This window comes from Anaerolineae bacterium, from assembly GCA_013178015.1.
GTDB lineage: Bacteria > Chloroflexota > Anaerolineae > DRVO01 > DRVO01 > Ch71.
In genome coordinates this window covers 1-13,182 of sequence record JABLXR010000075.1, presented here as the reverse complement: position 1 = coordinate 13,182, position 13,182 = coordinate 1, and the positions used below count along the sequence as shown (strand labels likewise).

Below are 13,182 nucleotides of genomic sequence, written 5' to 3'. Positions count from 1 at the left end.
GCTCAACCGGCTTCTTGCACGGGTGACCCGTGCCGGAGATGCCGCTCGCGTCCACCTATCCAGCGGTCGCCTCATCCTCGTCCTGGCAGGGTACTGCCCGTACTGGCTCTGGGTAGGTGCTACCTTCTGGGCTCTCGGGCGGGGGCTGGGTGCACAGCCGGGCAGTCTTTTCGCCTGGGCCTCCGCCTTCTCCGCCTCGTACGTCGCCGGGTATCTGTCTCTTCTCACCCCGAGCGGGCTGGGAGTGCGAGAGGGGGTGCTGGCCCTGCTGCTGGCCGGGGTCGCCGGGCATGGCATGGCCGGCATCGCGGCGCTGGGGGGCAGGCTGTGGCTCTCCCTGGCCGAGTTGCTTATGGCTTCACTGGCAGGGATTGCCGACCCGGCTCTGATCTGGATCAGGGAACCAGGGCGGCGGCCGTGACCCATCGCCGCTCTCTCCATCGCATCTTGCTGGCTACAGTGGCCGCAGCGGCGCTGGTCTACAGCGCGTTCTTCACCTGGCTGTCCATCGAGCGACATCAGGCCCTCATGACCCACACAGCCGACCTGGGCCAGATGGACCTGGCAGTGTGGAACACCCTTCACGGACGGTTCGTGCAGGAGGTGAAGGGCGAGAGCATAAGCACTCGGCTGACCGACCACGTCGAGCCCGTCTTCTGGCCGGTGTCGGTCATCTTCGGCCTCTGGGACGACGCTCGCGCCCTGCTGACTCTTCAGGCGACGGTCATCGGCCTCAGTGCCATGGCCGTCTGGGCGGCCGTGGCACTGGGATGGCGCCGACAGCCGAGGGGCCTGGTCTACGCGGCCGCCACCTGGGCCGCGTTGGCCTACTTGCTGGCGCCCCAGACCCAGGCCGCCACGGTGGCCGACTTCCATGCGTCCCCGCTGGCGGTGCTGCCTCTCGCTCTGCTCGTATACCTGGGACGCCGGCGTCTCACCGCCCCGGCGCTGGTAACTGCCCTGGCTGCCCTGGCGGTGAAGGAAGAGATCGCGCTGATGGTGGGTGCAGCCGGGCTGTACCTCGCCCTGGCTTCGCGCTGGCGGCCTGGTTTCCTGATTGCGGCTGCGGCGGGGGCGTGGTTCGTCGTCGCCACCCTGGTCATCATCCCCCACTACGGTGCCCAGTGCTACGGCGAGGCCCGATTCCCCTACCTGGCCCGATACGATGCTCCCGACCAGGGCGAGGTCAGCGAGCCTCCCTCGCGATCCCTGTTCCGGACCATGGTCGGGCGCGTCTTCGAACGAGAACGGCTCCTCTACGTGGGCGGGCTTCTGGTAGCCTTCGCCGGGGCTCCCCTGCTTGCCCCCGAGGTGGCAGTAGTGGCCTCCCCCTTGATCGCGGCCAATGTGCTCAGCCAGTACGAAGCCCAATACTCTGGCGAGTTCCATTACAGCACCCCCTTCATGTCCGTACTCGCCATCGCCGCCGGCGTCGGCGCCATCCGCGCCCTCTCCTGGGCCCGCAGCCGTCGCGCCCCCGTGCGGCTGGCTCTTCTTGTGCCTCTGGTAGGGCTACCCCTGGCCTACCAGGTGGCGGAAGGGTTCACCCCTCTGGGCCCCGAGTTCGCCCTGCATCGACCGCCAGCGCAGGCGCGGTCGGCCACCCTGCTCCACTCCTTCCGGTACCTCATCCCTGAGGGCGCAGGCCTTTCGGTCACACCCGCCCTGCATCCGCACTTTAGCCACCGGGAGCGCATCTACACCTTCCCCGATGTAGCTGACGCGGAGTACGTGCTCCTGGATGTCGCTGGGACTACCGATATGCACCCGGTCGACTTTAGACACCGGTTCGATGAGCTCCTGCGCCAGGGTTACGGAGTGGTCAACGCGGACGACGGCATCGTTCTCCTTGAGAGAGGGACCGCGAGTCTCGGCCTGCCGGACCGGTTCTTCGCCTTCGCCCGTGCCTCCTCTCCGCCCGCGCACCCGCTGGAAGTGACCTTCGGCACCACTCTTAGGCTCCTCGGCTACGAGTGGGTGGACGATCCCAAATGGAGCTACACCTCGCTGCGCCTGTACTGGCAGGCGCTGGCCCCGCCGCCCGCCAACCTGATGCCCTACGCCATCCTGTTCGACCGCCTGGGCCGGCCCGTGACCGATACCCGCTCTGCCCTCTTCGTAGAACCCCTCTGGTATCCCGTCCAGCGCTGGAGCCCAGGTGAGATCGTCGTTACCACCACTGTGGCCGCTCCGCTAGGCGACGCGTGGGGGGCCTATGTAGGGGTGGTGGTCGATGGGGACTACGATGACGTCGCTGCCCGTCTGGCACCGGATGAGCAGGGCGTCGGCGCCATTCCGGAGACCAATCTGGTGAGGCTACCTCCGGTGGAGCGCACCAGCCGCCTGCGTCGGTACCAGATCGTCCCCCTCCTTTTGTCGCCTCCGGCCGCCGGACCAGCAGACGTGGTGTTCAGCTCCTGGCTGAAGCTCGAAGGTGCGCGGCTGTCTGCTCCCGTCATCTACCCAGGTTGCTCCCTTGATCTAGTCACTTACTGGAGCAAGCTCGGAGAGCCGACGAGCGAGCTGGCCCTGTCTGTCCGGCTGACCGACGCCGCCGGCGAGACCGTGACTCAGACCGATGGCCCCATCGAGGGAGGGCTGTATCCAGCGCGGCACTGGGCCACCGGGGAGACGGTGCCGGACGTCAAGTCCCTCGCAGTGCCCGCCGACCTTCCCCCTGGCCCCTACTCGGTGGTGCTGGTGCCCTACGATCGCCTCTCGGGCGCTCCTCTGGAGGCTGACCAGGCAGCCGTGCCCCTCTTGCTGGCCCCGGTAACGGTGGCTACAGGAGGCAGCAGTCCTTGAGTGCTCTCCGGCGTCCTCGGCACTCGATCTCTCGCCTCCCGGTGCTGCTGCTGGCAGCAGTTGCCTTCGGCCTCCGTGTGTATCGCCTCGCCGCTCAGAGCCTCTCCTACGATGAGGCCGTGAGTGCCTACCTGACGAGGATACCCGTCGGGGACATGCTCTCCTGGACGGCGGCGGACGTCCAGCCTCCCCTCTACTACCTCCTGCTGCGCTTCTGGACCGACCTAGCTGGCACGTCGGAGTACTCCCTCAGGTTCCTGTCCGTGGGCCTGTCTCTTCTGGCGGTGCCATTGCTGTACCGGCTGGCGCTGTGTCTGATCACCAACGGCGAATCAGGACGGCGGGGATGGGGCGCGGCATGCGTGGCGGCGCTGGCCGCTGCGATCCATCCCTGGCACGTATGGCACGCGCAAGACGCCCGCATGTACAGCCTGCTACTTGCAGCGGGCGCCTTCTCCACCCTGCTCTTGCTCCGCTGGTTCGCCTTCGAAGGCCGCGTGCGATACCGAGTCTGGGCCCCGCTGGCTCTGTCTTACGCCCTTCTCCTCTACACCCACTACCTGAGCGCCGGGCTTCTGGCGGCTCACGTCGTTCTGGCGTCCTGGTGGGCCTGGCGCCGGGGCGACGTACGCGCTCTCGGCTCGTACCTGGCCAGAACGGTTCTGCCCGCTTTGCTCGCCTTCATTCCCTGGGTGCCTGCCGCCCTGCACACCGTGGGCTCAGACGCTTCCTACTGGCCGGGCGCCATCAAGGCAGGCGAGGCGGCGCGCAAGGTCGCCGTCGCCCTTTTCGTCGGGGGTCCAGGAGAAACAGTCCTGGAGGCAGCCGGCCTACGCGTATCTGTGGCAATGCTGCTGGTTCTGGGGCTGGCTCTGGCAACACACCGACCGCAGCCCGCGGCTTGGGTGCTGGAGCTGACGGCGGCGACCGCCGCAGCCACCGGAACCGCCTTCCTGCTCATCCCCAAGTTCAACCCCCGCTATCTGATGCTGGTGTCCCTGGGCCTGCCCCTGCTCTGGGACCAGGCCGTCTGGGCAGCGTGGCAGCGCCCTTCCCTGTGGAGCCGGCTCTTGGGCGTAGCGGCGCTGGCCGCCCTCGTCGGAGGCTCGGCCACCGGCCTGGCCGGCATGTACTGGGACGTGCGGCTCACGCGGGCTGACTTCCGCTCCGCCGTCGCCTACATCCAGGAAGCGCGGCATCCGGACGAGCCCGTGCTCCTTGTGTCCGGCCACGTGCACCCCGTTTGGCGCTACTACGCTCCCGGCGTCCCCTACGTCCCCCTTCCCGACCTGCGGGTGCTATCGGTGGAGGCAGCCCTGGACCTCGACGTGGCGAGCGCGCTGCGGGCCGCCCTGGGCCAGGCTTCGGGCGCCTGGCTGCTCTTGTGGCAGGATGAAGTGACTGACCCAATGGGTGTGGTCACCTTCCTGCTCGACCAGGCCGGCATGGCCGAGGAGAGGCAGTTCTGGCATGTGCGGGTGCGGCACTACACTTCCTTGGACGCGGCCCAGATCCCCGCAGGACCCTTCCCTTCGCCCGACGCGCCCTCGTGCCAGTTCGATGGCGGCCTTCGCTTCCTGGGCTCCGCCCCCGATGCCGCCGGCAACTTGGCCCTGTTCTGGGATACGCTGCGGCCCCTGGATCACGAGATACGGGCTCAGGTCACCGTGAGCGACAGCGACCGCCACGTGCTGCTGCGCAGCCACCTGGCCCCGGGTGGTGACTCCTATCCCACCAGCCTGTGGCGCCCCGGCCAGGTGACATTAACGCGCTACCGTCCGGAGGCACCGCCAGGCGTCCCGGCCGGCACCTACCGGGCCTCCGTGTCGCTCTACGACGCCGCCTCAGGCTCTGCTCTGCAGGTGCTGGACACTGCCGGCAACCCGGTCGGGCAGACCTGTGCCATTGGTGACGTAGTGCTCGAGGGCAACACTCACGGCCTGGACCCTTCCGTAGTGGCCGCTCGCTACAACCTGAGTCGGCTGGGCGGCGAGTGGAAGGGGTTGCGCCTGGTTGCTGCCGGAGCCTGCCCTGCAGGAGCCCTGCCGCCGGGCACAGCCCTCTCCCTCCCTCTCCTGTGGCAGGACTCGCCGTCGGGCGAGGCGGCAGGGGAAGGCGGCTGGGACTTGCACCTGGAGGTCTCGCTGGTCCATTCCGACGGCACTGTTCGATCGCGGGACCTGCCGCTCAGCCCTCGCTACCCACCGCAGGTCTGGCGACCAGGCGAGATAGTGCTGGACTGGCTGGACTGGCGCATCCCGGCCGACTCGGCCGCCGGCGCCGCCGACCTGAGGCTGTCCCTGGCGGATGGGCCAAACGACCTCGGCGGTGCAGTAACGCTGTGCTCACTGGAAGTGGCTGGTGTTTCCCGGAGCTACACCCTGCCCAGCCCTGACGTGCCCTCTGATGCGGTCGCCGGCGGGGCAATACGGCTGCTGGGGCTGGACGTGGACAGGGAGGAGGCTCCATCGGACGCCACCCTCGCGGTGACGCTCCATTTCCAGGCTCTGACCACCCCGGAGGAGAACTACACGCTCTTCCTGCACCTGCTCGGTGAGGATGGCCGCGTGTGGGCTGGGGTAGATGCGCCGCCCGACGGCAGGCCCACTGCCGGGTGGCTGGCCGGTGAGGTCGTTTCGCTGGCGTTCAGCCTGCAGGTCCCGGCTCAGGCGCCACCAGGCCAGTACACCTATGAGGTAGGCTGGTTCCGCCCCGAGTTGCCCGGCATGCCCCGGCTCCCCATGGCCGAGGGCGGCCGACCCCTTCCGGACGGCGCCGTCACCCTGGGCCGGCTCTACATCCGCTGACGCGCTGCCGCCGCCGGCCGCTTCACCAGCGTCACCCCCAGCCAGACCGCAGCCACAAGCGACGTCGCCGCCGCCAGGTACGATCCTACGCCCCAGGTGATGGCTCGGCCGTAAAGGGCTCCGAGAGCCGGGGCTGTGCGGAGGAACTGAATGACGGCCAGCCCCGGCGCCGCCGCTCCGGCCGCCAGGGCCACCACCTCTACCAGTCTCGGCCCCGGCCGCGCCAGCATCGCCCCCGCCCAGATGGACGCCACCACCAGCGAGCCCACCAGGAACTCCGTCCGTCGCTCTAGGGGGCTGAAGGCCACCGACACCAGCCAGATGGAGCCGGCCAAGACCAGCCCCCGGAACCAGAGGCTGCGGTCGGAAGGTCCCACAGCCAGGGATGCAACCAGCGCCGCCGACACGAGGGGACCGGCGAAGGCGATGCGGCAGGGGGTCACCAGCGGCGCTCCTGCGCTCCCCATGAAGCGCACGAACTCGGGCATGTCTAGCCCCGTGAGCACTAGCGCCGCCGCCGGATGCGCCACCCAAGGGAGCCAGAGAGACAGAGCCCCCAGGCACAAGGGCACTAGCGCGGTTCCTCTAGGCCAGTTCATGGTAGATGTCTCGCACGGCCTCCGCCGCCCGCTCCCAGGTAAACCGGCGGGCCCGCTTCAGCCCGCGCCGTCGCCTCTCCTCCGCTCGGCTGTCGTCCGAGAGAGCCTCCGCCAGGGCTCCGGCGATGGACTCAGCGTCGGTGGAGCAGTATACCGCCGCGTCCCCCGCCGCCTCCGGCAGGGACGAGTTCGCTGCCACCACTACGAGCGTTCCGCAGGCCATCGCCTCTAGAGGCGGCAACCCGAAGCCCTCGTAGTGAGAGGGGTAGAGCAAAGCGGTGGCCTGTCGGTACAGCGCCGGGAGGTGCTCCTCCGGCACTCGCCCCAGCACCTTGACTGCCGGACCCGCCCTGCGCGCCGCCTCCAGGGAATCATCTGCCATCCAACCGGTGGCCCCGGCGATGGCCAGGTACCCGGCAAAGCCGGTTCGCTGCACGAAGCGCCCAAAGCCTTCTATGGCATTGGGGTAGTTCTTCCGCGGCTCAATGGTACCCACGCAGAGCACAAAGGGACGGTCCAGCGCATACGCCGCGCGGAGCGCCTCGCGCTCGCCTCGCTCCGGCTGTGGCCCATACTCCGGCCCGACGCCGGGATAGATCACGCGCACCCGATCCTGGGGCACTCCTAGCAGCTCCACCACGTCATCGGCAGTACACTGGGAATCCGCCAGAACCACGTCGGCCCGGTTTACCGAGAGGGGCACCGCCTTTGCCAGGTAGCGGACCAGCCCAGGATAGGCAAACTGGGGGACGCGCAGGAAGGACAGGTCATGAACGGTCACCACCCCTCGTGCCCGCCGGAGAGGGGGCAGGAGGAAGTTGGGCGAGTGAAACACCTCCAGCCGGCCGGCGATCACATCCACCGGCACCGGCAGCCGCAGACGGTGCCAAAGAAGCTCGGCCGCCCGTGCGCCCACGGGCAGCCGCACTGCATGCCAGCGGCACCTGGCCTCGTCCACGGCCGAGGGCAGCGCCATCCCTCGGGGAAGCACGATGGTGAAGGCATCGTCGCAGCGATGAGACAGCAGAGCTCGCAGAAGGCAAGACGAGTACCGACCGACTCCGGCACCCTGAGCAGTAGGGCCACCATCGAATCCGATGTTCAGGCCCATTCTCACAGGCCTCGGTAGGTCACCAGGCGGTTACCTCCAAAGTTCCAGAACAGCGCCACCACCGTGGCACAGGCTTTGGAGAGGTTGTAAGCGAGCACAGCCGCGCCGATGCCCACCGCGGACGATAGCTGCGTCGTGAGCGGCGCCCACACGCCCCCGAGGCCCAAGACGTAGCGATCTACCGACAGGAAGATCACCTGGTTGATCCCCAGGCCGATGACGTTGATGAAGGCGAATTGCACCAACTGGGACCCCAGAGGTCGCTCCCTGGACTCGGGGAAGGTCCACAGCCGGTTCCAGACGAAGTTGCTGAGTACAGCCACGGTGAAGGAACAGCAATTGGCCCAGAACTTGGGAAACCCCGCCACCAATATGAGCAGGTTCAGCACCCCGTAGTCTATAGCTGCCCCCAGGGTGCCCACCGTAGCGAACTTGAGGAAGCGGGTGGCCTCCCGTCGCCTGGCCGGCTGCGACATCAAAGCCCCAATATGCATCGCTCTCTCTTGGGCTCGGGTGCGCCGTCCGTCGCCGGACGTCCCAGGACCGGGACCGCCAGGGCCAGCCCGACCAGAACCTGCATCCCGTGCACGTAGAGGTTATCTACCACGCTGTGGACCGTAAGGTACGCCAGGGTGCCGACTGCCGCAAGAACCAGCGCCCTTGCCGTGGAATCGGCAGCGCTGCGCCAGCCGCGGAGCAGGCTGATCCACGCCACCACGCCAAGAGCCAGATACGCCGTCAGGCCCAGCAGCCCCGTCTCCGCCAGCGCGTTCAGGTAGTAGTTGTGGGCGTGTCCGAGAGGGTCAGACCAGCGAGGAACAGCGTAGCGCCCGTAGACCACCTCGTAGTTGCCCGCGCCCACGCCCAGCCAGGGGTCGTCCTCGAACATGTACCAGGCCGCCTGCCAGTGGGCCAGCCTCTCCACCACGGCCCAGTTGTCGTCGGTGGGCTCCACCCTGGCCACGTTCAACCCGGTGACGGAGCCCGTCATCCCCAGGGCCCGCTGCGCCAGGGCGGTGGAAGCCATCGGCCCGATCCACAAGGGGCCAGTGATCAGCAGCAGCACCGCACCTGCCGTGGCCAACCGTGGCCGCAGCAGGGCGGCCATCAGCGCCACGGACGCGGCCAGGGCCAACCAGGCGCCGCGAGACCAGCTTGCCAGAATGCCCAGTACCATGATGCCGGTCAGCGTCAGCAGAGCCAGCCTCTCGTGTCGCGTCGTGGCCGCCGCCAGGGCCCAGCCGGCGGCGAAGGGTAGCGACAGGCCCAGGTGAGCAGCAAAGGGATTGGGCTGCTGGAAGGTGCCGTAAGCCCGCATGAAGCGCCCCAGGAGGAGGAAGCCCTCCGGGCCCGTCCCAGTGGCGAACTGGTACAGACCCAGGAGAGCCGAAAGGGCACCCGCGATCGCCAGAGCCCAGATCAGGTAGCGGACCTGCGACCGGGGCAAGAGCGCAGGAAGCACCACCACCAGGGCCAGCACCTCCAGCCACTTGCTCGCCTCGACCAGGCCGGCGCTCAGAGAGAGGGCGCTCGTGAGGGAGAGCCCCATCACCCAGAGCCACACCAGGAGGGCCCACCCGACCGCGCCCGCGGTCCAGCTCAGCCGACGCGCGGCCACCGCACGAGCCAGCCAGGCAACCACCGCCGCCCCGATGAGCAGCTCGACCGGCCCCAACCGGATCCCCGCCAGCCCCAGCGACAACCGTTGCTCCAGGGGCACTGCCAGGGGAAGCCCCAGCAGGAGCAACTGCGGCACAACTGCAACCAGGATCCCCAGAGGCACCGCGGCGACGATAGCCGCCATCTGCAGGGGCACCGCCGCCAGAAGCCCGGCCAGGACGACCCCCATCCCCGCCGTCCAGGCTCGCGCGGCCCCCGCCCGCAGGTCTCCCCGGCTCATCGCCCGCAGCGTCAGCGTACGCGAGTCCGGAAGTACTCGACCGTGAGGCGCAAGCCCTCGTCTATGCCCACCTTCGGGCTCCAGCCGAGCAGCGTCTGCGCCCTGGTGATGTCGGGCCGCCGCATCTGGGGGTCGTCCTTGGTGCGGTTATCCTGCGGCCGGACGAACACGATCTCGGACGCAGACCCGGTAGCCGCCTTCACCCTCTGAGCCAGCTCCAGCACAGTCATCTCGCCGGGGTTGCCCAGGTTCACCGGCTCTACCTCGTCGGACAGCAGCAGGCGGTACATCCCCTCCACCAGGTCCGACACGTAGCAGAAGGATCGGGTTCGGGAGCCGTCGTCGTAGACCGTCAGAGGTTCGCCCAGGAGCGCCTGCTTGATGAAGTTGGGCACCACTCGCCCGTCGTCCAGGCGCATCCGCGGGCCGTAAGTGTTGAAGATACGGGCTATCCGGGTCTCAATCCCGTGCGCCCGATGGTAGGCCATAGTCATGGCTTCGGCGAAACGCTTGGACTCGTCGTACACGCCGCGCGGGCCGACCGGGTTGACGTTGCCCCAGTAGTCCTCCCGCTGCGGGTGCACCTTTGGGTCACCGTAGACTTCGCTGGTGGAGGCAAGGAGGTAGCGCGCACCCTTGGCGCGAGCAAGGCCCAGTGTCTTGTGAGTCCCCAGGGCGCCCACCTTCAGCGTCTTGATAGGCAGCCGCAGATAGTCCACTGGGCTGGGCAGTGAGGCCAGGTGCAGGATAGCGTCCAGGGGTCCGGGCACGTGGACGTAGTTAGTCACATCGTAGTCGATGAAAGTGAACCCTCGGCGCCCTATGAGCCCCTCCAGGTTCTCGACGTTCCCGGTGATGAGGTTGTCCATGGCGATAGCTTCGTGCCCGCGGTCCAGGAACAGCTCGCACAGATGGGAACCGATGAACCCCGCGCCGCCCGTGATCAGCACTCTCATGCGATCTAGCCTCTATGCCGGATGGCCTCTTGACTGGGGGGCCTCTCCTCCTCCCCGGCCTTGATGGGGCCACGGCACCGCCGGCGAGCATTGCCAGGTAGCCGAGGGTCACGTGGCTCAAGTCCACGAGGAAGAGGGAGTTGTCCACTAGCCCCTGCGCCAGCGCCGCCAGCAGCGCCGCCGCAACACCCAAGTAGGCGGCCCGCCGCCAGCCGACCGAGCGGGCCACCGCGCGCCGGGCGCAGACCACGCTCCACGCCAGCAGGGCTCCGATCGCGACCGCCCCGCCTAGACCCGCCGTCAGCCAGAAGTCCAGCAGCACATTGTGTGGATGCGACAGGTTCGGCTCCTGCCAGGCAGGAGGCAGGATGTAGCGGGTGCGGTACTGATATAGGAAGTTGTCCGGCCCCACGCCCAACCACGGCCTGTCCCGTATCATCTGCACCGAGCTGGCCCACAGATGCAGCCTCATTGTCGCGGCGGAGTCGGTCCCCGTCAACAGCCCCCGCACCCGGCCGCCAGCCGTCAGCGCTACCAGGAGGACTCCCGCCACCCCCACGAGAGCCAGGAGCGCCCGCCGGCGTCTCAGGTAGTCCCAGTGCCACAGCAGCAGGCCCAGACCAGCCGGGAGACCGAGGAACACCAGGCCCCGCGAGCGGGTGAGGACCCCTGCAGTCAGGCAGGCGATGGCTGCCAACCCGGCGAGCAGGCGGAGCAAGCGCCGCCGGGCGAAGAGCGCCAATGCCGCTGCCAGGGGGATGCACCGGCCCAGATAGAGGGCCAGGTTGTTGGGCGAACCATAGAGGGCCCGCACTCGAGCCACCTCGCCGGCCCGTATTAGATCCTCGCCACGGAGGTACTGCCCGATCCCCACTAAGCTGGTCGCAGCGGCCCCCGCGAGCGCTCCCATGACCGCCGGACCCAGAGCCCCACTGCCGAGCATGCGTGTGGCCGCATACAGAGCTGTACCGCTGACGAGCACGCGCCGAAGATCGTGAAAGGCCACTCCTCGGAGGGGGGCAGCTAATGAAGCCAGCCCCGCGCACACCAGCAGCCCACCCACGGCCACGTCCATGGGCGTCAGCCGCAGCCTCCCCGGCGCTGTACCGATCCAGCGCCGAGTCAGGCACCCGACCAGAAGCAGCCAAGCCAACACCTCCGGCATCAGCAACGGCAGCCCTGCCAGGCTCTTGGACACCAGGAAGAAGGGGAGCGAGGCCAGGGCCGCACTCAGGACCCACCGCGGCGCCACCAGGGCCATCCCAGCCAGGACGGCACCGGACACGGCCGATAGCGGCAGGCCCTCGGCCGCCCAGAAGGCCACGCCCGCGCCATAGGCGATGAGCGCCCCAACCACCTCGGGCAGCCGGTCGCCGGCTCGAACGAGGGCGCTGAGCACCTCCGCCACCAGTCGGCCGGGTCGGCCCACCGCCCACCCAGCCACGAGTGCGACCGCGCTCACCGCCAGGGCGACGGGTGCCGCATTAGCGGGTTCCTCCTGCCAGCTCACCCACCCCGCCAGCGGCCACTGGCCCCAGCCCCCCTCCACCATGATGCGCACCCGATGCTCCCTCGGCGGCAGCCCAGAGGCTACCGTCACCTGCCGCTCGCTCCCGAGGGGATCGTACAGCACCAGGTACGAGCGTCCCTGCCAGGACGGAAGGACAGAGGAGGGCCCTCCATCCACCTCCACGTACCAGACCGCCCAGTATGGCCCTGGGCGCAACACCAGGTCCAGCGCCGTGCCCCCGAAGGCTATCTCCACCCAGTCACCCGCCCCACCGGGGTCCGCCCCTTGATCAGAGACCCTCCAGCCGGGGGAGTAGGCAGCCCAGGAGGACGAGGGGCGGTGCCAGCCGATTGCCGGAGTCTTTCCCGTCTCCAGCAAAGGCAACAGCTCACTGCCCAGCGCAGTAAGGGTGAGGTCCGACTCCGCCAGAGCGAAGCCGTAGCCAGGGTCGTCCGGGTCTTCCGGCGGCGTGAGGCGGGCCCAGATTGCGGGACCCATCCAAGGCCACTCTCGGCGAGCTCGCGCCAGCGCTTGCGCCGAGCGCTCCGCCTGCAGCCTGGGGTCTCCCGTGCCCCAGGGAGCGGGTCGGCCGGCCCAGTCGGACGGGAGCGCGTTCCATCCGAACTCCACCGCCCACACCGGGGTCTGCGCCCGCCCGAACTCCTCCAGCACCTGGCGTAGCAGGGCGGCCCGACCGAAGTTGAGCGCGCCCACGTCCACGCGCGGATCCTCGGGCCCTACCTCGAACCCGTAGGCCTTGGCCGCTACTACGTCAAAGAAGGGCCCGGCACCCCCGTTCAACAGGCGCCGCAGGTACTCCACCTCGTTGAGATTCAGGGGGCCGTTTTCTACGTTCGGGGCCAGTCCGGCCAGGACGATCACCGCATCCCCATCCTCTGCCCGGATACGACTGGCCCCTTCCCGCAACAGCCGGCCGTAGGCGTCCACGTCCACGTACCGGTCCCCCCAGAAGGGGTAGATATTGGGCTGATCCCAGATCTGGTAGTAGGTGATGTGGTCGCCGTATCGCCGGGCAAAGCGGGCAGCGAAGTCCCCGAATACAGCGAGGTCCTCAGGCGGACTCCACTCGGCGTGCTCCTGGCCCGGGGGACGGGCCCAGTTAGGGGAGGTGCCTAGAACGGCCACCAGCTCCAGCCCGGTGGCAGCCAATCGCTCCACCACCCCGTCGCTGAGCTCCCAGCGGTAGTCGCCAGGTTCGGGCTCCAGGTCCAGCCAGCGGAAGTGCTGGCGGACCCACCCCATGCCTGAGCCCTCCACGAAGCCGACGACGGCCTCAATCTCTGCATTGGGCCTGCCAATGAGGTCCACGTTCACGCCCAGGCCGGGCTCGACCCACGGCTCCAACCGAGGCGGCGCGGCCGCAGCCGACGGTCCCTGACCCCTGAGACTGAGCCAGGCAGACCCTGCCAGCCCGAGAGCGTCCAGAAGCATCAGGGTAAGCCCCACCAGCGCCCGGGGGCTCCAGGCCGACTC

At 68.7% G+C, this 13,182-nt stretch carries 8 protein-coding genes; 3 read left to right on the top strand and 5 right to left on the bottom strand.

The features are described 5' to 3' along the window. The 3 genes from HPY83_18715 to HPY83_18705 all read left to right on the top strand — a co-directional run. Positions 1–421, top strand: a 421-nt coding sequence (locus tag HPY83_18715; GenBank protein ID NPV09982.1) for a hypothetical protein, incomplete at its 5' end; no start/stop codon positions are given. Beyond that, the gene (locus HPY83_18710; protein ID NPV09981.1) at positions 418–2,805 is read left to right on the top strand and encodes a DUF2079 domain-containing protein; all 2,388 of its coding nucleotides are present in this window, start codon (positions 418–420) and stop codon (positions 2,803–2,805) included. The genes HPY83_18715 and HPY83_18710, both read left to right, overlap by 4 nt. Beyond that, positions 2,802–5,612 (top strand): hypothetical protein, encoded by a 2,811-nt coding sequence (locus tag HPY83_18705; GenBank protein NPV09980.1) that lies wholly within the window; start codon positions 2,802–2,804, stop codon positions 5,610–5,612. The genes HPY83_18710 and HPY83_18705 overlap by 4 nt, the downstream gene beginning before the upstream one ends. Here the strand turns inward: HPY83_18705 and HPY83_18700 are convergent. Genes HPY83_18700 through HPY83_18680 form a run of 5 tightly spaced genes read right to left on the bottom strand, consistent with a single transcriptional unit; the run spans position 5,600 to position 10,178 of the window. Beyond that, complete coding sequence (locus tag HPY83_18700) at positions 5,600–6,211, bottom strand: hypothetical protein (GenBank protein ID NPV09979.1); 612 nt, start codon at positions 6,209–6,211, stop codon at positions 5,600–5,602. The genes HPY83_18705 and HPY83_18700 overlap by 13 nt on opposite strands. Further along, positions 6,198–7,322, bottom strand: coding sequence for a glycosyltransferase family 4 protein (locus HPY83_18695; protein ID NPV09978.1), 1,125 nt, complete (start codon positions 7,320–7,322; stop codon positions 6,198–6,200). Before HPY83_18695 ends, HPY83_18700 begins: the two co-directional genes overlap by 14 nt. A 2-nt stretch (positions 7,323–7,324) precedes the next feature. Beyond that, the gene (locus tag HPY83_18690; GenBank protein ID NPV09977.1) at positions 7,325–7,816 is read right to left on the bottom strand and encodes a GtrA family protein; all 492 of its coding nucleotides are present in this window, start codon (positions 7,814–7,816) and stop codon (positions 7,325–7,327) included. Continuing rightward, positions 7,798–9,222: an O-antigen ligase family protein gene (locus HPY83_18685; GenBank protein ID NPV09976.1), complete on the bottom strand. Its 1,425-nt coding sequence runs from the start codon at positions 9,220–9,222 to the stop codon at positions 7,798–7,800. Before HPY83_18685 ends, HPY83_18690 begins: the two co-directional genes overlap by 19 nt. Positions 9,223–9,233: 11 nt before the next feature. Then, on the bottom strand, positions 9,234–10,178 hold the full coding sequence (locus HPY83_18680; protein ID NPV09975.1) for an SDR family oxidoreductase: 945 nt from the start codon (positions 10,176–10,178) through the stop codon (positions 9,234–9,236). Between the last annotated feature and the right edge of the window lie 3,004 nt (positions 10,179–13,182).

Coding starts and splice junctions, on each gene's coding strand:
- HPY83_18685 (NPV09976.1), bottom strand. CDS start 9,222: ATGAGCCGGGGAGACCTGCGGGCGGGGGCCGCGCGAGCCTGGACGGCG.
- HPY83_18690 (NPV09977.1), bottom strand. CDS start 7,816: ATGCATATTGGGGCTTTGATGTCGCAGCCGGCCAGGCGACGGGAGGCC.
- HPY83_18695 (NPV09978.1), bottom strand. CDS start 7,322: ATGGGCCTGAACATCGGATTCGATGGTGGCCCTACTGCTCAGGGTGCC.
- HPY83_18700 (NPV09979.1), bottom strand. CDS start 6,211: ATGAACTGGCCTAGAGGAACCGCGCTAGTGCCCTTGTGCCTGGGGGCT.
- HPY83_18680 (NPV09975.1), bottom strand. CDS start 10,178: ATGAGAGTGCTGATCACGGGCGGCGCGGGGTTCATCGGTTCCCATCTG.